The organism is Flavobacterium taihuense, assembly GCF_019351435.1.
GTDB lineage: Bacteria > Bacteroidota > Bacteroidia > Flavobacteriales > Flavobacteriaceae > Flavobacterium > Flavobacterium taihuense.
In genome coordinates this window covers 1-21,635 of record NZ_JAHWYN010000006.1, presented here as the reverse complement: position 1 = coordinate 21,635, position 21,635 = coordinate 1, and the positions used below count along the sequence as shown (strand labels likewise).

Sequence of the window (21,635 nt, the reverse complement as noted above, 5' to 3'; positions counted from 1 at the left end):
CAATCATTTTATTATGAAGCGGTCAATTGGGTCGCTTTTTTTATGTAATAATTTTGAATTGAATAAATAATTCACTTTGTCATATTATTAGGCGTTTATTTTTGGCTAAATGTTAAAAATGAAAAAGTTATGCATACTATTACGTTGTCGTAAAGAAGTGAGTTTTCTGTTTGTGATTTTATTGCATAAAAATGCATAATTTAGGTCGCTGTACTTAATAATAAATTAATTTAATTGCATTTAAAATGATTTTTGATTAAAATTTAACTGTTTTATTGCATTTACTAATTTCTTAAATTATTTCATTGATAATTAACAACCCCAAATTATGAATAAAAGATTACTTTTTAGAAAAGCACTTTTTATGTGCTTGTTTGTGTTTTCAATTCTAGGAGCTAATGCTCAAACTTTCAAAGATGATATTATGTTGCAGGCATTCAGTTGGGATGTTCACAATCAAGCATCAGTGATTGCGGAAGGTGGATTATATAATTTTCTTAATAACAGAGCAGGTAGTTATGCAGCAGCAGGTATTACAGTGCTATGGATGCCACCACCAAGTAAATCTTCTGGTGGGGTGGGTTATATTCCAACGGAATTATATAATTTTTCGCAAACAGTATACGGTAAAGAAAGCCAATTGACTACATTATTAACCAACTTAAATTCGAGTAGCCCAAAGATACACGCAATGGCGGATGTGGTTGTGAATCATAGAGGCGGATCTACAAATTGGACGGATTTTACTAATCCAGCATGGGATTGTAAATCCATAACAAGTACAGATGAAGCCAATACAGGTGTAATTACAGGAGTTAGACCTTGCGGTACTGCAGATACAGGAGATGATTTTGGTGGTGCTAGAGATTTGGATCACCGCGACATTCAAGTTCAAAATGGAGTTAAAGAATATTTAACTAGACTAAAAGCATTAGGTTTTGATAGTTGGAGATGGGATATGGTAAAAGGTTTTTCAGCTAGTTACGTTGGAACATACAATACCGATTCTGCACCACATGGTTCAGTAGGTGAATATTGGGATGGAAATGTTACTAATGTGAAAAATTGGGTTGATGGCACAACTAAAAAATCGACTGCTTTTGATTTTCCATTGTACTATAATTTGAGTAGTGCACTTTTAGGTAATTATTCAAAACTTGCGGGCACACCGGGTTTGTCAAGCCAAACAGGATATAAGGATTTAGCTGTAACTTTTATTGATAATCATGATACTTTTGTTAAAACAGAGTGGATTGCAGAAGCAAATGTTATGAAAGGATATGCATATATCTTGACACACCCAGGAATTCCTTGCGTATTTTTTTCGCATTATTATGGAGGAACTTATACCAAAGATGGTGTGACTAGAACGTATACCTCCCATCAAAATGATATAAATGTTTTAATGGCTGTTCGAAAAGCTAATGCAATAAATGCTTTAAGTACGGTAAGTATTCAAACGGCTACAACGACTGAATATCTAGCAATTATAGATGGTAAAGTGGCAGTAAGACTTGGTAGTACAACTACATTGCCGACAGGTACCGGTTGGATTGAAAACGCATCAGGGACAGGGTATAAGGTTTGGTCAAAAGTTGCTGTTAATGTAGCTCCAACAGTAGCTATTTCTCCAGTAGGAGGTTCGTTTGTGGCAGGAACAACTCAATCAGTTACGATTGCTGCTACAGACGATAAAGTTGGGTCAATTATTTATTATACAACAGATGGAACAACTCCAACGGCAACTTCTTCGGTCTATTCGACTCCGATCAATGTATCAGTAAATACAACGATAAAAGCTATCGCAAAAGATGTTGATGGATTGTTCTCTGGTGTTACTTCACAAACATATACGTTTACAGCTGTTGGGAACATTACTGTGCGTTTTTTACCGCCTTCATCTTGGGCAAAACCAATCAATGTGCATCACTGGAGTGCTACCCCATTGGCAAATTTAGCAGATTCTTCTTGGCCTGGAAAAGCAATGACGGGTCCGGATACTGGTGGATATTATTCTTATACCTTTAGCAATATAGCAAGTACAAATTTACTTTTCGATAGTGGTAAGGGCTCTCCTCAGACAGCTGATATCAATGGAGTAAATAAAAATACTTGTTACAATATGTCTACTGGTACATTAGTTGAGGAAACATGTGGGAATTTAGGTTTGGACACACCATTGATTGGGGAAAATAAAATTAGTCTATATCCAAATCCAGTGATAGATTCATTTAAAATAAATGGTATGGTTTCAAACCTTTATATTTATGATTTAAATGGGAGAATTGTAAAACAACAATCGAAATCATTAGAATCAAATACCGCAATTGATATAAGCGAACTAGGTAAAGGAATCTATTTTATAACAGCAAAGGATGAAAATGGTTCGAATTTTACTTTGAAAATAATTAAAAAATAAAAAATAGTTAGTTAGTTAAAGAAAGAAAGGCTGTTTGAATTCTTCAAACAGCCTTTCTTATTTGTTTTAATTAGTTAAATGATTACCTATTAATCAACTTTGCTTTTTCTTTAATAATATCACTTATTTTTCGATTCTCAATTTTACTTTCTAGCCAAGAAATGATATCAAGATATAGAAAAGCCCTTTTTTCATATGTGTTTTTCTCTAATTCAATAAAGCGTTCTCTCATTTTGATGAACTCTTTCTTAATATCACTAGGATACAAATTACTTAAGTTTTTAAGGAAACGAATAATCTCTTTTTGTACCTCGTGAAGATCATTCATCTTAAGTAAAAACTTGTATGTATTTTTAAGTTGGTTTTCAAGATAGTAATCTTTGCCTAGTTCATAATGTGCAATCAAACATAAAATTCTCGCAAAACACATTAAATCTTCACGCATGGTGAGATTCTTGTTGTTGATGATTTTTTCTAAATAAACAATACACTCTTGATACTTCTCATTCCCAAAATAAATACAGGCAATTTTGTAATAGAACATCATTTCGTGGTGCTCATCTAAGTGCTCACTGTGAATTTTCATTTTATTCAAAATAACTGGTACCAAATATTCGCTTTCCGCAAAAGTGCCTTCTAGTATATGATAGTTCAATTTATTGTTATACAAATAAAGGAATGACAGTGAAGCAATATTGTCGTTTACCGGAAAACGGGGATCATTAATCGTTTCTTCCAACAATTCTAAATACTTTTTGAAATTCGATTTGTATTTGAGCATGAATAATGACTCTAATAAATAATGATTTCCTTTTAGGAAGAAAACAGGATTTAAGAAAATCATATTTTTATTGTCATAAAATAAGTTTACCCATTTATAAGCATATTTATAACACGAAAGAAAGTCTTGTACCAAGAAGCTTCGCCACAAATTGGCATTATAAAACCAATATTTCTCTCTAAACTCAAATTTGGATTGATCTAAATGAGCAATGTGTTTATTAAAATAATCATCAATGTATTTGTATTCCTCATCGCTTTTTACAAATCCGGTTTTCAGCATGATACCATACAATTGAAGCGATAAATTAGATAATTTGCTCGAAATGGTATTGCGATAATTCAATTCTTTGGCTTGAATGACTAGTTCATCAGCCCGTCCTTGAATACTTCTGGTGATGTATTGTGACTCAATTAGTTTTTCAAATTCAACAATTTCAAATGCCATGTATTTCTCATCATTTTCGATGGCTTGTTGTTTTGTTTTATCCAATATTTTTAAACTTTGTTTGTAAAGCCCTTTATTATAAAGGATTGCGGCAAAGTCAATTTGTTCCCTCAATTGATATCGAATGTTCTGACTCGGAATATTCAAGCGAATACTCACCAGAATCTGTTTATACAAGTATGATTTAAGATTCGATAATTGTACTTTTTTAATTAAGCCATTCTTTAATATTAGTTTTTCATCATATACTTCGGATTTATCCAAAATATTAAATAACTCGATAAACTTGGTATTAGAACTCGTCTCTAATCGACTTGCAAATATCTTAAATTGTCTTTTTTCAGATTTGGAAAGGGATTTTATTAATACAAATAAAAAATCTTTTTGATGGTTAGCCATTGTATTATAAAAGTATTTAATATATTGATTTATAGATATTTATGCTGTTATTTTTTACTTTATAAGTAGTATATTTATTTAAAAGCAGGTTTAGTTCTAAGTAAATGAAAACTATTTTTGTTTTAAGATGTGAAATTACATTAAATATATTAAAATGAATAGAGAGAAAGTCCAAATTTTTGATACCACTTTAAGAGACGGAGAACAAGTCCCAGGATGTAAATTAGACACCAACCAAAAACTCGTTATTGCAAATCGTCTTGACGAAATGGGTGTAGATATTATTGAAGCTGGTTTCCCTGTTTCTAGTCCCGGTGATTTTTTATCTGTTTCAGAGATTTGTAAAATTGTTAAAAATGCTACAGTTTGTGGTCTTACAAGAGCAGTGGAGAATGATATTGATGTAGCTGCAGCTGCTTTGAAACATGCAGTTAAACCTAGAATACATACAGGAATCGGAACTTCTGATTCACACATTATCCACAAATTACAAACTACTCGTGATGATGTCATTGCAAGAGCAAAGCATGCAGTTGCTCACGCAAAGAAATATGTAGAGGATGTTGAGTTTTATGCAGAAGATGCCGGTAGAACCGAAAATGCTTTCTTGGCAAAAGTTTGTGAAGAAGTAATCAAATCGGGTGCCACAGTTCTAAATATACCTGATACAACTGGATATTGTTTGCCAGAAGAATACGGTGCAAAAATTAAATACCTTAGAGAAAATGTAAAAGGTATTGAAAATGTAATCCTTTCTTGTCACTGTCATAATGATTTAGGAATGGCAACTGCCAATTCAATTGCTGGTGCAGTTAATGGCGCACGTCAAATAGAATGTACGATTAATGGAATAGGGGAGAGAGCTGGAAATACAGCACTTGAAGAAGTGGTTATGATTTTTAAACAACATCCTTATTTGAATTTATATACTGATATTGATAGTAAGCAATTGAACGAAATGAGCCGATTGGTTTCTGAAAGTATGGGAATGATAGTACAGCCAAATAAAGCAATTGTTGGAGCTAATGCTTTTGCACACAGTTCTGGAATTCACCAAGACGGTGTGATTAAGAATAGAGCTACTTATGAGATTATGGATCCTTTAGATGTTGGTGTCAATGAGTCGTCTATTATTCTTACAGCAAGAAGCGGTAGAGCAGCTTTGGCTTACAGAGCCAAAAAAGTAGGTTACGAACTTACTAAAGTGCAATTGGATATAGTGTATATTGAGTTTTTAAAATTTGCCGATATCAAGAAAGAAGTTTTGGATCATGATATTCATCAAATTATTGAAGTTAGTAAGATATACGTAAATAACTATTAATAGTAAAAATTACTTCTAAAAAATAAATATTATGAACTTAAAAATAGCTGTACTTGCAGGAGATGGAATTGGACCGGAGGTTATTTTGCAGGCTAAAAAAGCATTGTATGCTATTAGTGTTGCCTATGATCATGAATTTATTTTTGAGGATGCTTTAATAGGAGCAACTGCCATTGAAAAAACAAGAAGTCCATTGCCAGAACAAACATTAAATCTTTGTTTAAATACAGATGCTGTTTTGTTTGGAGCTATTGGAAATCCAAAATACGATAACAATCCCGACGCTAAAATTCGTCCAGAACAAGGATTGTTAAGACTTAGAAAAGAATTAGGACTTTATGCAAATATTAGACCTATAAAACCTTTTAAAAATCTATTGGATGCTTCTCCTATTAAAAAAGAAGTTATTGAAAATGTGGATTTTGTTATTTTCAGAGAATTGACGGGAGGATCCTATTATGGTGAAAAAGTAATTAATGAAGAAGGGACTTTCGCATCAGATATATGTGAGTATTCTGAAAATGAAATCAATCGTATTACGCACCAAGCCTTCAAAGCGGCACAAAGCAGAAGAAAAAAAGTAACATTAGTGGATAAAGCGAATGTACTGGAGACTTCTAGATTGTGGAGAAAAATTGTCAAAAAAATTGCAACACAATATCCAGATGTGAAATTGGAATGCCAATATATTGACAATGTGGCGATGCAAATAATCACAGATCCGAAACAATATGACGTCATATTAACCGAAAATTTATTTGGTGATATTCTGTCGGATGAAGCTTGTGCAATTATGGGATCTATTGGTTTAATGGCATCAGCTTCAATTGGCGATAAAAATGCCCTTTTTGAACCTATTCATGGGTCGTATCCTCAAGCTAAAGGGAAGAATATAGCCAACCCTATTGCTTCTATTTTATCGGCTGCTATGTTATTGCAACATTTTGGTTTAGAAAAAGAAGCGAAAAAAGTTTATGAAGCTGTAGAAAAAGCTATTGAATATAAAGTGGTTACTATTGATTTAAACCCAGGTTCAAGATTTGGAACTAATGATGTTGGAGATTTTATTTCAAACGTCATATTAAGTAAAGATGATTTGTATTTTAAAAACGATAATGTTCAAATTGGGCAATCAACTATTGTTTAGTTAATAAAAATCATAAAACATTGCATTATATCACTAAAGACTCGTAGTTTGTTGATAAAATGTTTTTTTATTGAATTTGTTTTTAATACTTTTGCAGAGTTAAAAATAAAAAAATGAAACGCATTACCAACATCCTTGTAGTTCTAAGTGTCATTGTGATTATCACATATGAAAAGGGATTGGTATAAATATAAGTGAAAACATATTTAAAACCTCCCATAATTTTGGGAGGTTTTTTTTTAGATAAAAATTTAAATACACAAATTAACATAGAATGGAATTAAATAAATACAGCAAGACGATTACACAAGATGTTACACAACCAGCAGCACAAGCGATGTTGTACGGAATTGGTTTGACAGAGGAAGATCTAAAAAAAGCTCAGGTTGGTATTGTAAGTATGGGGTATGAAGGAAATACTTGTAATATGCACTTGAACGATCTAGCCAAAGATGTCAAGCAAGGTGTCTGGGATGCCGATCTTGTTGGGCTGATATTTAATACTATTGGTGTTAGTGATGGAATTTCAAACGGTACTGACGGTATGCGTTTTTCATTGGTTTCCCGTGATGTAATTGCCGATTCTATTGAAACGGTTATGGGAGCGCAATGGTATGATAGTTTGATTGCTATTCCGGGTTGTGATAAAAATATGCCGGGTGCCTTAATTGCTATGGGAAGAGTAAATCGCCCAGCTCTTATGGTTTACGGTGGTACGATTCATTCTGGAAAATGGAAAGGCGAAAGTCTCAATATCGTTTCGGCTTTTGAAGCATTAGGCAAAAAGTTCCAAAACACAATTTCTGATGAAGACTTTAAAGGAGTGATTCAAAATTCTTGTCCTGGTCCTGGGGCTTGTGGTGGTATGTACACTGCTAATACTATGTCTTCTGCTATTGAAGCTTTAGGGATGAGTTTGCCATACAGTTCGTCAAATCCAGCTTTAAGCGATGAAAAAAAACAAGAATGTCTTGATGCGGGAAAAGCTATCAGAATATTGTTGGAGAAAGATATTAAGCCTAGGGACATTATGACTCGTAAAGCTTTTGAAAACGCAATCACCATTGTTGCTGTTTTGGGAGGTTCAACAAATGCGGTAATGCACTTAATAGCTATGGCACATTCGGTAGATATCGAAATTACTTTAGCAGATTTTCAAGCAATCAGTGATAAAACACCGGTACTTGCAGATTTGAAGCCAAGCGGAAAATACATGATGGAAGATTTACATGCTGTTGGAGGTATTCCTGCAGTAATGAAATATTTATTGAAAGAAGGATTTATTCACGGTGATTGTTTGACAGTAACGGGGAAAACAGTAGCTGAAAATTTAGCAAGTATTCCTGATTTACAAGATGGTCAAGAAGTTATTTTTGAGATTCAAAAAGCTTTAAAATCGACAGGAAACATCCAAATATTATACGGGAACTTGGCATCAGAAGGTTGCGTTGCTAAAATAAGCGGAAAAGAAGGAGAATATTTTGAAGGTACTGCAGTTGTTTTTGAGAGTGAATTTACGGTTATTCCAGGTATTCAAAATGGGAAGGTAAAACCAGGCGATGTAGTCGTCATAAGATATTGTGGGCCAAAAGGTGGTCCAGGGATGCCTGAAATGCTAAAGCCAACATCCGCCATTATGGGAGCTGGATTAGGAAGCAGTGTTGCTTTGATTACTGATGGTAGATTCTCTGGAGGTTCACATGGATTTGTGGTCGGTCACATAACACCAGAGGCATATGATGGTGGAGGTATTGCATTAGTTAAGGATGGTGATTTAATCGCTATTGATGCTGTAAAAAATACCATAAACTTGAAAATAAGTGAAGAAGAATTTGCAAGAAGACGTGCCAATTGGGTACAACCGCCTTTAAAAGCAACAAAAGGGGTTCTTTTGAAATACGCAAGATCTGTGTCAAGCGCATCGACAGGATGTGTTACCGATAAATAGTCTAAACCTATAAGTAGGTCATAAAAAAGTTATAAAGCTATGGCAAAATAGAAATTTGCAAAAAGCTAAAAAAATAAAAAATGGAAAATAATAGAATATCAGGAGCAGAAGCCGTTATCAGATGCTTATTGGCTGAAGGAGTTGACCTCGTTTATGGTTATCCCGGAGGAGCGATAATGCCTGTTTATGACGAATTATATAAATTTCAAGATCAATTGCATCACGTTTTGGTTCGTCACGAACAAGGTGCTACTCATGCCGCACAAGGGTATGCAAGAGCGACAGGAAAAGTTGGAGTTGCAATAGCTACTTCGGGACCAGGTGCCACTAATTTGGTCACTGGGATAGCAGATGCTCAAATTGATTCCACTCCTATAGTATGTATCACTGGTCAAGTAGGAAAACATTTATTGGGATCGGACGCTTTTCAAGAAACAGATATTATAGGAATATCGACACCAGTTACCAAATGGAACTATCAAGTGACTGAAGCACGTGAAATTCCTGAGATTATTGCAAAAGCTTTTTTTATAGCGCGCTCAGGACGTCCTGGGCCAGTATTAATAGATATTACCAAAAATGCTCAATTTGACGAACTTGATTTTAGTTATGAAAAATGTACCAGCATCAGAAGTTATACTCCGAAACCAACTTTAAATCTTGAAAAAGTAAAGGAAGCGGCGGATTTAATAAATAATGCCAAAAAGCCTTATATCGTTTTTGGTCAAGGAATTATTCTTGGCGAAGCCGAAGAGCAATTAAAAGAATTGGTTGAAAAATCAGGTATTCCCGCTGCTTGGACAATTTTAGGACTTTCAGCTTTACCGACAGATCATCCGTTGAATGTTGGAATGTTAGGAATGCATGGAAACTATGGTCCAAACATCTTAACGAATGAATGCGACGTATTGATTGCATTGGGAATGCGTTTTGATGACCGTGTGACAGGAAATTTGGCAACATATGCGAAGCAAGCCAAAGTGATACACTTTGAAATTGATCCTGCCGAAGTCGATAAAAACGTTAAAACCACAGTTGCGGTGTTAGCAGATGTTAAAGAAGCATTAACCGCTTTGATTCCATTAATCGATAAAAAATCGCATGAATCATGGCACAACGAGTTCAAAGAAAAGTATAAAATCGAATTGGAAGCTGTTATCAATGAAGAGTTAGCTCCAACCAACGATCGCGGAATTTCTATGGGAGAAACTATAGAAATGATCAATAAACACTCTAATGGTGATGCTATCATGGTGTCGGATGTGGGACAACACCAAATGTTTACTTGTCGCTATTCTAAATTCAATAAATCCAAAAGTAATATTACTTCTGGAGGTTTAGGAACAATGGGATTTGCTTTGCCGGCTGCTATTGGTGCCAAAATGGGAATGCCAGAAAGAGAAGTGGTAGCTATTATTGGTGACGGTGGTTTTCAAATGACAATTCAAGAATTGGGCACTATTTTTCAAACTCAAGTTCCAGTTAAAATAGTGGTATTGAACAATGAATTTTTGGGAATGGTACGTCAATGGCAGGAGCTTTTTTTCGACAATAGATATGCTTCAACGAAAATGATAAACCCTAATTTTATTGCAATTGCTGAAGGGTATTATATCAAATCAAAAAAAGTAACGAAACGTGAAGATCTAGATGCTGCCGTTGCCGAAATGATGGCTTCTAAAGATTCTTACTTCCTGGAAGTAATGGTAGAGAAAGAGAATAACGTATTCCCGATGATACCAACAGGAGCTTCGGTTTCAGATATAAGATTGAATTAAAACGTTATTGAGGTTAAGCGTTAATCGATTAGCCCACTAAACATAAAATAGTATGGAAAATAAAATGTTCACCATTTCTGTTTATTCAGAAAATAACGTTGGCTTATTAAACAGAATATCAGGTATATTCTTGAAACGCCACATCAACATATTGAGTCTAAATGTTTCGGAATCTGAAATTGAAAATGTTTCACGATTTGTAATTGTTGTAAACACCACTGAAAAATGGGTTCAAAACATAGTTGGCCAGATAGAAAAACAAATTGAAGTTATTAAAGCATTTTACCACATCGATGAAGAGACTATCTTTTTGGAAAGTGCAATTTTCAAAATTGAATCAAGCTTGCTTTTTGACGAAAGACAAATTCAGAACATCATTAAAGACAGTAAATCTGAAATTGTTACGGTATCAAGAGAGTTTTTTGTGATTTCAAAATCAGGTAAACGTTCTGAAATTGAAGAATTATACGCAAAACTTAAGCCTTTTGGAATTATGCAGTTTGTTCGTTCGGGAAGAATATCGATTTCGAAAGAAAAAATGGAAATATCAACATTATTGGAAGCACTTTAGTAAAAAAAAGCAGCTTTCGATTTTATAAATTAATTATTAAAATTTTACATTCATTAAATATTAAAAAAAATGGCAAATTATTTCAATTCATTACCACTTAGATTACAATTAGAACAATTAGGAGTTTGCGAATTCATGGATCAATCAGAATTTGCAAATGGAATAACTGCATTGGCAGGAAAAAAAGTAGTCATTGTAGGTTGTGGAGCTCAAGGTTTGAACCAAGGTTTGAACATGAGAGATTCAGGTTTGGATATTTCTTATGCTTTACGCGCTGACGCTATCGCTGAAAAAAGAGCTTCTTTTAAAAATGCTACTGATAATGGTTTCAAAGTGGGAACTTATGAAGAATTAATCCCAACAGCTGATTTGGTTTGTAATCTTACGCCAGATAAACAACACACCGCTGTAGTTACTGCAATTATGCCATTGATGAAACAAGGAGCTACTTTGGCTTATTCTCATGGATTTAATATCGTTGAAGAAGGAATGCAAATTCGTAAAGACTTAACTGTTATTATGTGCGCTCCAAAATGTCCTGGCTCTGAAGTACGTGAAGAATACAAAAGAGGTTTTGGTGTACCAACTCTTATCGCTGTTCACCCTGAAAATGATCCAAATGGAGAAGGATTAGAGCAAGCAAAAGCGTATGCAGTTGCTACTGGAGGTAATAGAGCAGGTGTTTTACGTTCTTCATTTGTAGCTGAAGTAAAATCAGATTTAATGGGTGAGCAAACTATCCTTTGTGGATTATTGCAAACTGGATCTATTTTATGTTTTGATAAAATGGTTGAAAAAGGAATTGAATCGGGTTATGCTTCAAAATTAATTCAATACGGATGGGAAACTATCACGGAAGCTTTGAAACATGGAGGAATCACTAATATGATGGATCGTCTTTCTAATCCTTCAAAAATTGAAGCTTATGAATTAGCAGATGAATTAAAAGACATTATGCGTCCTTTATTTCAAAAACATCAGGATGATATTATGTCTGGAGAGTTTTCTAGAAACATGATGATTGACTGGGCAAATGATGATGTTAATTTATTAACATGGAGAGCAGCAACTGGAGAGACTAATTTTGAAAAAACGGCTCCAACAACTGCTGCAATTTCAGAGCAAGAATATTTTGATAATGGAGTTTTAATGATTGCCATGGTAAAAGCAGGTGTAGAATTGGCTTTTGAAACGATGACAGAAGCTGGTATTATTGAAGAATCAGCGTATTATGAATCATTACACGAATTACCTTTGATTGCAAACACAATTGCAAGAAAAAAATTGTTTGAAATGAACCGTGTTATTTCGGATACAGCAGAGTACGGTTGTTATTTATTTGATCATGCTTGTAAACCATTATTGACTGAATTCATGAAAACGGTTGAAACCAATATTATCGGGAAACCTTTTTCTACTTCGAATGGTGTAGACAATGCAGTACTTATCGCTGTGAATAAAAGTATTCGTCAACATCCAATTGAAGAAGTTGGTGCTTGGTTGAGAGAATCAATGACTGCAATGAAGAAAATAGGATAATAAAAATAATTTTAGGATTACCACACATGAGGGTGTGCTGGGATTTGCATAATATCAAATAGGTTTAAATATTTTGAATTAGTAAGCACTTATAGGATAATTGAAAGATATTTATGCATATTACATTCACTTAACTTCAAACGAGCTGTAAGTTAAGTGAAGTAATCCCTAGTTATTCTGAAATTTCAAAAGAAGAATAAAATTGTTGTTAAATATTGTTAATAAAAGGGCATTTTAGTTTTCTATTATGCCTTTTTTCTTGTTTTAAATACCCTAAAAAATATAAAAGGTTATTAAAAAATCAATAAATTTTGAAGAAGTGCCATTTTTTATTATTTAATCTAAATATTTTATAAATTAATAGTTTTGAAAACCGCAGAGATTTAATACTTTTATAAAAAATTAAAAAAGATGAGTTATTTTAAAATTGATAGTTTAGAACAATACTTTAAACATTATAATAAATCGATACGTGAACCTCGAAAATTTTGGGGAAAAATTGCAGAGGAGAACTTCACATGGTATCAATACTGGGACAAAGTTGTCGATTTTAATATGGCTGATGCCGAAGTTAAATGGTTTGTTGATGCAAAAGTTAATATTACTAAGAACTGTATTGATAGACATTTGGCTAAAAAAGGAGAAAAAACAGCAATCATTTTTGAACCTAATGATCCTTCTGAAGAAGCATTGCATATAAGTTATAACGAATTATACGAGCGTGTTTCAAAAATGGCAAATGTTTTGCGCGAGCAAGGTATAACAAAAGGGGATCGTGTTTGTATTTACCTGCCAATGATACCTGAATTGGCTGTGTCAGTTTTGGCTTGTGCCCGAATTGGAGCGATACATTCTGTTATATTTGCAGGGTTTTCAGCAACGGCAGTAGCTTCAAGAATTAATGACAGTGAATGTAAAATGGTAATTACATCTGATGGTGGATTTCGTGGAAATAAAACTATTGATTTAAAAGGAATTATTGATGATGCTTTAGAAAATTGCCCATCTGTTACTTCTGTTTTGGTAACCAAAAGAACAAATGCTGCAATCAGTATGAAAGCGGGTCGTGACCAATGGTTGGCACCACTTCTTGACAAAGCAATCAACAATAGTGTTGCCGAGATTATGGATGCCGAAGATCCGTTGTTTATATTATATACTTCAGGTTCGACGGGTAAGCCTAAAGGTATGGTTCATACAACGGCTGGTTATATGGTTTATACAGCCTATACTTTTAAAAATGTATTTAATTATGAAGAGAATGACGTTTTTTGGTGTACTGCTGATATCGGCTGGATTACAGGTCACTCTTATATTCTTTATGGGCCATTATTAAATGGAGCTACTACTGTAATATTTGAAGGAATTCCTTCCTATCCTGATTTTAGCCGTTTTTGGGAAACAATCGAGAAGCATAAAGTTACTCAATTCTATACAGCACCTACAGCCATTCGTGCTTTGGCTAAAGAAAATTTATCTTACGTTCAAAAATTTCCATTAAAATCATTGAAAGTTATTGGTTCAGTTGGTGAGCCTATCAATGAAGAAGCTTGGCACTGGTACAATGACCACGTAGGGGGGAAGAGGTGCCCAGTTGTAGATACTTGGTGGCAAACGGAAACGGGTGGTATTATGATTGCACCTATGGCCTTTATTACACCAACAAAACCGACATATGCTACATTGCCATTGCCTGGAATTCAACCTGTTTTAATGGATGATAAGCGCAATGAGATAGAAGGAAATCAAGTAGATGGAAGTTTGTGTATCAAATTTCCTTGGCCAGGTATAGCAAGGACTATTTGGGGAGATCATCAAAGATATAAAGACACATATTTCTCTGCTTTTCCTGGTAAATATTTTACGGGTGATGGAGCTTTGCGTGACGAAGTTGGTTATTATAGAATTACAGGACGTGTAGATGATGTGGTGATTGTTTCTGGACATAATCTTGGAACAGCTCCTATTGAAGATGCTATTAATGAGCATCCAGCTGTTGCAGAGTCTGCAATTGTTGGTTTTCCTCATGATGTCAAAGGAAATGCTTTGTATGGTTATGTTATATTAAAAGAGTCGGGAGAGTACAGAGATAGAGAAAACTTAACCAAAGAGATTAATCAACATGTGTCAGATCACATTGGACCAATAGCCAAACTAGACAAAATCCAATACGTTACTGGTTTACCAAAAACAAGATCTGGAAAAATTATGCGTCGAATTTTGCGCAAGATTGCCGAAGGTGATTATTCAAACTTTGGGGATATTACAACTTTATTAAATCCTGAAATTGTTGAGGAAATTGTTAAAGGAAAGATAGTGTAACATTAATTTCCTCTTAAATGCTATATAAACTGCTTCAAATTTTGAAGCAGTTTTTTTTATGCCAAATTCAAAACTAAATTTTTAGCATGAAATGTTAATTCTTTACTAATAGGAGTAACATTGCTTTTGATATTAAGTCTATTGAATAGTAACTTTTTAGAATTGATATGTTTCATGTTCAAATGTATGGAGCAAATAGATAGTGTACTTTAATTTCTCTAGTAAATCCATCTAAAACGTTAAAAAAATGCTAAATTTAAGTACTGTGTGATGCATAATACCTTTTTTAAGACATATATTTGCATAGGATATTATTATATGTTTCTAGTTTAATTAATCAATCATCAATCAAAAATCAATTATTATGAAAAAATCAATCGTTTATTTAGGAGTAGCTTTAGTCGCTTTTGCAAATGTTTCTTTAGCTTCAAATGGAAATTCATTTTCTAAAGTTACGCACAAAGTAGTATTCAATGAAACAATAACACCTTTGAGTGTTGCTATTAGCAAAGGAGATATAGAGTCCGTAAAAAAGTTTATTGAATATGGTGCTGATATAAATGAGAAATCAAATGGTATGAGTCCATTAATGATTGCTGCTCGTTATAACAAAACTGAGATAATTAAATTTTTGCTTTCAAAAGGAGCTCGTTTAAATGAAAAAGACGAAAATGGATTTACTGCTTTAAAATATGCTGAGTTATCAAATGCAAATGAAGCTATTCAACTTTTGAAACAAAACTAAAAAAAAGTACAATGGGACATTATCAAATGTGATGTCCCATTTTAAAAAAAAAAAAATCAATCAATCAAACAATCAATCAAATCAAAATAATCATGAAAAATTCACTTTTTATTTTAGGAATAACATTAGTGTCATTAACTAATTTTTGTAATGCAACAAATAGTGTTGGCAGACCAGTTAGTTCACTTAAAGACGGGATATTTGCTGATGATAATGGAGGGGTATTTTTAACTGAGAAAGTAAAAATAGTTAAGCCTTCTTTAAGCACTGATGCAGAAGTGTTCAATCCAGAAAAAGTTATTGCATATAATCGCAAAACAGTTAAAGAAACTATAGCTGAAGGAGACAAAATCATTGAGAATGCAACTTCAGATGATTTGGAATTCATGGCTTATGAAGAATCAATGAAAGAAATAATCGCTCAATCTGATTTAATTATTGAGAATACTGTTTCAAATGAAACTTGTCCTCTTTATGGAGAAAAAACATTAGAAGATGAAATAACAGAACTTGAATTGATCATTGAAAGTTCTGAAAGTAACGAAGTAAGACCATTGAATTTCAAAAAAATAAATAGTAATTCTTTGTTGAATAATACATTTAATTCTAAAAGATTTATTGGAATGAATTAAGTAAAAACTTGGTGAAATAAGCAAGAGCTTATTTAGGGACTTTAAAAAAGCACCATTATAAAGAGTATAATGATGCTTTTTTTATGCGCTATAAATATGTTATATTTTTATAAGTTGCTTGTCTTGCATTTTTGAAAATAGTAATAAAGCGACGATAGCTCCAATAGTAGCGAACAGCATATCCGATTGTGTGTCCCAAACATATCCTTGTGTTCCTAAAAAAGCATCTCCACCACCTCCTGTAGCAATAGAAACAAACCATTCAATCCACTCGTAAGCAGCACTAATTGCCAAGCAAATGCAAACAATTATAAAGTTGAAAAAGCTTTGGTTGGCAACTACCTTTTTTCGAATAAATAATTCTCGAATAATCATTGCAGGTACAAAACCTTGTGCAAAATGACCAACCTTGTCATAATTATTCCGACTTTGATGAAAGATCTCTTTGATGTAATCAAAAAAGGGAACTTCGGCATAGGTGTAATGTCCACCGATAAAGAGAATCATACAATGAATTAAAATCAAAGTATAAGTAAAATTGCTGAATCGAAATTTTTTGAAGGTCAAAACCAAAATCACTAATCCAATTATTGCTGGAATAATTTCTAAGAAACAGGTAAAATTTTCTTTCGGATTGATAATTGACCAAAGTAAAGTAACTCCAAATATGGTTAGTAGTAGGTAGATGTATTTCATTTGTTGATTTTTAAAAACTGGTTAATTTAGTAACTTGTATCATCAAGTTTTACTTTTCCATTGAACGTTCTGTACAAAAAGAAAAAATAAGCGGCTAATAAAGGAGCACCAATGGCAACAATAGTCAACATAATTCCCAATGATTTTTGAGAAGAAGCCGCATTGTAAATTGTTACGCTAAATTTTGGGTCAATTGTAGAGATTAGTAAGGTTGGATATAATTGCAAGGCAACAAGAATCAGCAAAAAAGCCATTGTTAATGACGAAAATATCAATGCCAGCATGTATTGTTTTTTTGAAACCAATCTAGGAACATTGGCCACAGCCAAAAATGAAATAACAGGAACAATGAAATAAACCGGATTAGCCCTAAAATTGGCAGTAACTTCCGGAATAAAAACTAATGTATAAAGTGTTGTAATTCCAAAGCTGATGATAAAGAATATCATTCCTTTTTTGAGTAAAAATGTGAGTCTGGCGTGTAATCTTCCTTCTGTTTTTAATAAAAGATAGATTGCACCTTGTGTCATGAAAATTGAAAGAGTAGTAAATCCAACCATTATGGCATAAGGATTTAAAAAAGAGAAAAACACACCACCTTGATAACTAAAATTGGGACCTAAAGCGAAACCTTGCAAAATATTACCTAAAACAACTCCCAACAAAAATGCAATCAGGATGCTTGAAACACTATAAATGATGTCCCAACTGTTTCTCCACCATTTCATTTCTTCGACACTTCTAAATTTAATAGCAGCGGCACGAAGTACATTTAGCATTAAAAAGAGCATAAACGGGACGTACATTGCCGATAACATGGTAGCATACATAACAGGGAATCCTGCAAATAATGCCCCACCGCCAATAATTAGCCATACCTGATTGGCATCCCAAACGGGAGCAATTGCGTTTATTGCAATTCTTCGACTTAAATCTTTTCTAAAAAATAAATGCCAAGCACCTGCTCCAAAATCAAAACCTTCTAATATTGCATAACCCGAAAACAATAATCCGATTACTAAATACCACAATGTAGGATAATCAATTCCTAAAAAAGTTTCCATACTATAAAGATTAAAAGGATTTGAACGTTACAGGGGTTTTTGATTCGTCATAGGGGCCATGTTTGATTTTTTTGTTGACGGTATATAAAAACAAGGCTAATAATAGAGAATACACCACTGTAAACATAACCAATGAGAATACGATTTGGTTGGAGGTAACCTCTTGAGAGAATGCATGACTAGTACGCAATTGCCCATAAACTACCCATGGCTGTCTACCCATTTCAGCTGTAAACCATCCAACCTGATTGGCTATTTGGGGTAAAATTACAGCAAAGGAAAAAATCCATAAAAGCCATTTTGTTTCAAATAATCTTCCTCGCCACCATAAAAAACTGGCATATAATGTAAGCCCTATTAATGCCATTCCAATGGCAACCATGATGTGGTAAAATTGAAAAACGGCATTTATTTGACTAGGTCTGTCTTCAACCGGAAAATTATTTAATCCTTTTATGGGTGCATTAAAATCCTGATGTACCAAGAATGATAATCCGCCTGGAATTCCAATACCAGTTACTTTTTGATTTTCTTTATCGACCCAGCCCAGAAGATATAAATCGGCAGGTTTGTCTTTTTCGAAATGGCCTTCCATTGTGGCCAGTTTTGCAGGTTGATTAACAGCAACTCCATCTGCGGTACTGTGACCGGAAATCAATTGGGTAAGTGAAAAAACAGTAGCAACTACTAAGCCTATTTTGAACGCTTTTTTAGATATTTCAACATAACGCCCTTTTCTAATGTAGTAAGCATGTACGCTTAAAACCAAAAAGGCTCCTGCTAAAATTGCACCTTGCCAAGTGTGAATGATTCTGTCTACACTTGAAGGATTGAAAACCATTGCCCAAAAATCGGTCACTTCTGCACGGGCATGTAATCCTGTGCCAACGATATGATAACCGGCAGGAGTTTGTTGCCAAGAATTTGCAACAACAATCCAAACAGCAGAGAACATAGAACCTAAAAAAACACCTAAAGTAGATACAAAATGCACCCAAGGTTTTACACGATTCCATCCAAAAAGCAATACTCCAAGAAAAGTACTCTCTAAACCAAATGCAAATAATCCTTCAGCTGCTAATGCACTACCAAATATATCACCAACATATCTTGAATACACAGCCCAATTGGTTCCAAATTCAAATTCCATTATAATTCCTGTGGCTACACCAATACCAAAGGTTAGTGCAAATATTTTAATCCAAAAGCGGGTCAGAATTTCGTAATCTTTATTTCCTGTTTTAAGGTAAAGCCCTTCCATAATTACCATTATCAATCCAATACCAATGCTTAATGGGGGATAGATATAATGAAAGGCAATTGTGAAGGCAAATTGTATGCGGGCTAGTATTTCAACATCCATGATAGAAGTATTTATTTGAAAGTATCTGTAAATTTATGGTTTGTCTAAGCTAAATCTATTTGATTTAAAACTGAAGAGAATTTTATAAAAAAAGCACCATTAAATAATGATGCTTTAATTTTTTTTATTTAAAATAAGAGAAGGTTTCGTTATTCTCAATCTTCAGTAATGTTTCATATATCAATTTGATTACGTTTTCAACATCCTCACGGTGGACCATTTCGACGGTAGTATGCATGTATCGCAACGGTAGTGAAATCAAAGCCGAAGCCACACCGCCATTACTATAGGCAAATGCATCGGTATCCGTACCTGTGACTCTTGAAGAAGCCAAACGCTGAAATGGAATATTTTTCTCTACTGCTGTATCCAGAATTAATTCTCTCAAATTATTTTGAACAGCAGGCGCATACGTAACCACAGGTCCTTTGCCTATTTTAGTATCTCCTTCAATTTTTTTGTCAATCATTGGGGTAGTAGAATCATGGCAAACATCTGTAATAATAGCCACATTTGGTTTGATGGTTTGGGTAATCATTTCCGCACCTCTTAAACCAACTTCCTCTTGAACGGCATTGGTAATATATAAACCAAAAGGTAGTTTGATGTTGTTCTCGTGCAATAAACGGGCTACTTCGGCAATCATAAATCCTCCCATTCGATTATCTATGGCACGACAAACAAATTTGTTTTCGTTCATAATCATAAATTCATCAGGATAGGTAATCACACAGCCTACATGAACTCCCCTTTTTTCAACTTCCTCTTTGGTTTCACAACCCAAATCGATAAAAATGTTACTGATTTTAGGATTCTCCTCCTTATCTCTGTTTCGGGTGTGAATTGCTGGCCATCCAAAAACTCCCTTAACAATACCATTTTTAGTGTGAATATTTACTCGTTTCGATGGTGCAATTTGATGATCAGAACCTCCGTTTCGAATTACATAAACCATTCCTTCATCTGTAATGTAATTCACATACCAAGCAATTTCATCGGCATGACCTTCAATAACAACTTTGTAGGGAGCATCAGGGTTAATAACACCAACCGCAGTTCCGTAGGTGTCGGTAATAAAAGTATCTACGTATGGTTTTAAATAATCCATCCATATTTTTTGTCCTTCACTTTCAAAGCCCGTAGGAGAGGCGTTATTCAAATATTTCTCTAAAAAAGCTATTGATGATGCTTTCAATATTGATTCAGTACTCATAATAAATTATTTTTTCGCTAAATTAGAAATTTGTCTTTATAGTTCTATATTTAATGTATAATTTTGTGTTAAAAATATCCCTTCATGAATCTTTATAAAATTTTAGTTTTCGCTTTTTTTGTATCACTCTCAGGTTATGCACAAGACACCAAAAATAATAATACTCCGATGGGTTATGTATTGTCTGAAGCAGATAGCATTTTTGGAGACACCATTGTGTTGCCGGAAATAGTAATCGAAAGGCATAAAATGAGCGATGATGACCGAAAACAATTTTTGTTACTTCAAAAAAGAGTTTACGCAACTTACCCTTATGCTAGAATTGCTGCCGAAAGGTTAACGGCATTAAATAGAGGAATGGGGAAGTTTACCAATAACAAGGACAAAAAAAGATATTTCAAAATCGTTGAAGATTATTTAACCAATGAGTTTGAAGCTAGATTAAAAAAGCTTTCCAAAAAGCAAGGCCAAATCTTAGTCAAATTAATTGATAGACAAACAGGAACGACAACCTATGACTTGATAAGGAATCTCAAAAGTGGTTGGAAAGCATTTTGGTCCAATACTGCGGCCAGTATGTTTAATATTGATTTAAAATTAAAGTACCAGCCTTTCGAAGTCAACGAGGATTATTTAATAGAGACTATATTGGTAAGAGGGTTTGAGTCGGGTCGTTTAAGAAAACAAGCGCCAGCACAACCAATAGATTTTGATAAATTGGTAGATACATGGAGTGAAAAAGCAAATTAATAAACTTTCGCATTCTACATCATAACAAAAAAGAGGTAATTACTAAGGTGGTTACCTCTTTTTTTTTTTTCAAGCTAATGACAATACTCAGGAGCTTTTCCTGCTATCTGCTACAATCTTGTTAGCCGAACGCCGGCTCACAAGGATTTCCGCTTCTATCAGGGCTAGGGCTTGAGTTTCCATAAGAAGCGGGACAATAAAACCACACCTTAATATATAGGTGAGAAATCACCAAAAGAAAAATCCGCTTAAATCGGTCGTACCCGTGAGATCTGTGGGTGATGTGGGCGCAGTAAAACGCCAAGCCAAACCTCAAAACTGAGCAAAACCGATCAGATTCCCAAATTCACCCTGCTTAAATTTATAAATCTGCAAAAAGCATGCCTCGTAAATTTCAATATATCAATGTTTTAAAAAATAAGTGTAAAATTAAAGTAAAATAAATGTAAAAAGTCATTGTTTACACGAATAAAGGCGCTACTTTTGCACCCGCAACA

The 21,635-nt window shown here is 33.9% G+C and carries 16 protein-coding genes; 11 read left to right on the top strand and 5 right to left on the bottom strand.

What is annotated here, in order from left to right; genetic code table 11:
- The first annotated feature begins 328 nt into the window (after positions 1–328).
- Positions 329–2,419 carry a chitobiase/beta-hexosaminidase C-terminal domain-containing protein gene (locus tag KZH69_RS08085; protein ID WP_219316929.1) on the top strand — a complete coding sequence of 697 codons (2,091 nt, stop codon included), beginning with the start codon at positions 329–331 and terminating at the stop codon, positions 2,417–2,419.
- Between the two features lie 82 nt (positions 2,420–2,501).
- Here KZH69_RS08085 and KZH69_RS08080 read toward each other — a convergent pair whose 3' ends face one another.
- Positions 2,502–4,046: a hypothetical protein gene (locus tag KZH69_RS08080; RefSeq protein WP_219316928.1), complete on the bottom strand. Its 1,545-nt coding sequence runs from the start codon at positions 4,044–4,046 to the stop codon at positions 2,502–2,504.
- Positions 4,047–4,200: 154 nt separating this feature from the next.
- Here KZH69_RS08080 and KZH69_RS08075 point away from each other — a divergent pair, with 154 nt between their 5' ends.
- From KZH69_RS08075 to KZH69_RS08035, 9 genes are all read left to right on the top strand, one after another.
- Positions 4,201–5,370, top strand: a complete 1,170-nt coding sequence (locus KZH69_RS08075) for a 2-isopropylmalate synthase (RefSeq protein ID WP_219316927.1) — start codon at positions 4,201–4,203, stop codon at positions 5,368–5,370.
- 31 nt (positions 5,371–5,401) lie between these two features.
- A complete protein-coding gene (gene leuB / locus KZH69_RS08070) occupies positions 5,402–6,517 on the top strand; it encodes a 3-isopropylmalate dehydrogenase (RefSeq protein WP_219316926.1) in 1,116 nt (371 codons plus the stop codon).
- A 274-nt stretch (positions 6,518–6,791) separates the two neighbouring features.
- Entirely contained in the window at positions 6,792–8,465 is a 1,674-nt protein-coding gene (gene ilvD, locus KZH69_RS08065; RefSeq protein ID WP_219316925.1) for a dihydroxy-acid dehydratase, read from the top strand.
- Between the two features lie 80 nt (positions 8,466–8,545).
- Entirely contained in the window at positions 8,546–10,243 is a 1,698-nt protein-coding gene (gene ilvB / locus KZH69_RS08060) for a biosynthetic-type acetolactate synthase large subunit (RefSeq protein ID WP_219316924.1), read from the top strand.
- 52 nt (positions 10,244–10,295) lie between these two features.
- Positions 10,296–10,814: an acetolactate synthase small subunit gene (gene ilvN / locus KZH69_RS08055; RefSeq protein ID WP_219316923.1), complete on the top strand. Its 519-nt coding sequence runs from the start codon at positions 10,296–10,298 to the stop codon at positions 10,812–10,814.
- Positions 10,815–10,883: 69 nt separating this feature from the next.
- Positions 10,884–12,353 (top strand): ketol-acid reductoisomerase, encoded by a 1,470-nt coding sequence (gene ilvC, locus KZH69_RS08050; protein ID WP_219316922.1) that lies wholly within the window; start codon positions 10,884–10,886, stop codon positions 12,351–12,353.
- Between the two features lie 411 nt (positions 12,354–12,764).
- Positions 12,765–14,675 carry an acetate--CoA ligase gene (gene acs, locus KZH69_RS08045; protein ID WP_219316921.1) on the top strand — a complete coding sequence of 637 codons (1,911 nt, stop codon included), beginning with the start codon at positions 12,765–12,767 and terminating at the stop codon, positions 14,673–14,675.
- A gap of 364 nt (positions 14,676–15,039) precedes the next feature.
- On the top strand, positions 15,040–15,420 hold the full coding sequence (locus KZH69_RS08040; RefSeq protein ID WP_219316920.1) for an ankyrin repeat domain-containing protein: 381 nt from the start codon (positions 15,040–15,042) through the stop codon (positions 15,418–15,420).
- Positions 15,421–15,512: 92 nt separating this feature from the next.
- The gene (locus KZH69_RS08035) at positions 15,513–16,052 is read left to right on the top strand and encodes a hypothetical protein (protein WP_219316919.1); all 540 of its coding nucleotides are present in this window, start codon (positions 15,513–15,515) and stop codon (positions 16,050–16,052) included.
- 99 nt (positions 16,053–16,151) lie between these two features.
- On the opposite strand, the gene KZH69_RS08030 is transcribed toward KZH69_RS08035, so the two are convergent.
- From KZH69_RS08030 to KZH69_RS08015, 4 genes are all read right to left on the bottom strand, one after another.
- The gene (locus KZH69_RS08030; RefSeq protein WP_219316918.1) at positions 16,152–16,748 is read right to left on the bottom strand and encodes a DUF2238 domain-containing protein; all 597 of its coding nucleotides are present in this window, start codon (positions 16,746–16,748) and stop codon (positions 16,152–16,154) included.
- 26 nt (positions 16,749–16,774) lie between these two features.
- Positions 16,775–17,812, bottom strand: coding sequence for a cytochrome d ubiquinol oxidase subunit II (cydB, locus tag KZH69_RS08025; RefSeq protein WP_219316917.1), 1,038 nt, complete (start codon positions 17,810–17,812; stop codon positions 16,775–16,777).
- A 10-nt stretch (positions 17,813–17,822) separates the two neighbouring features.
- Positions 17,823–19,175, bottom strand: coding sequence for a cytochrome ubiquinol oxidase subunit I (locus KZH69_RS08020; protein WP_219316916.1), 1,353 nt, complete (start codon positions 19,173–19,175; stop codon positions 17,823–17,825).
- Between the two features lie 124 nt (positions 19,176–19,299).
- Positions 19,300–20,388, bottom strand: coding sequence for a M42 family metallopeptidase (locus tag KZH69_RS08015; RefSeq protein WP_219316915.1), 1,089 nt, complete (start codon positions 20,386–20,388; stop codon positions 19,300–19,302).
- An 84-nt stretch (positions 20,389–20,472) separates the two neighbouring features.
- Here KZH69_RS08015 and KZH69_RS08010 point away from each other — a divergent pair, with 84 nt between their 5' ends.
- The gene (locus KZH69_RS08010; protein ID WP_255557688.1) at positions 20,473–21,138 is read left to right on the top strand and encodes a DUF4294 domain-containing protein; all 666 of its coding nucleotides are present in this window, start codon (positions 20,473–20,475) and stop codon (positions 21,136–21,138) included.
- Positions 21,139–21,635 lie beyond the last annotated feature (497 nt).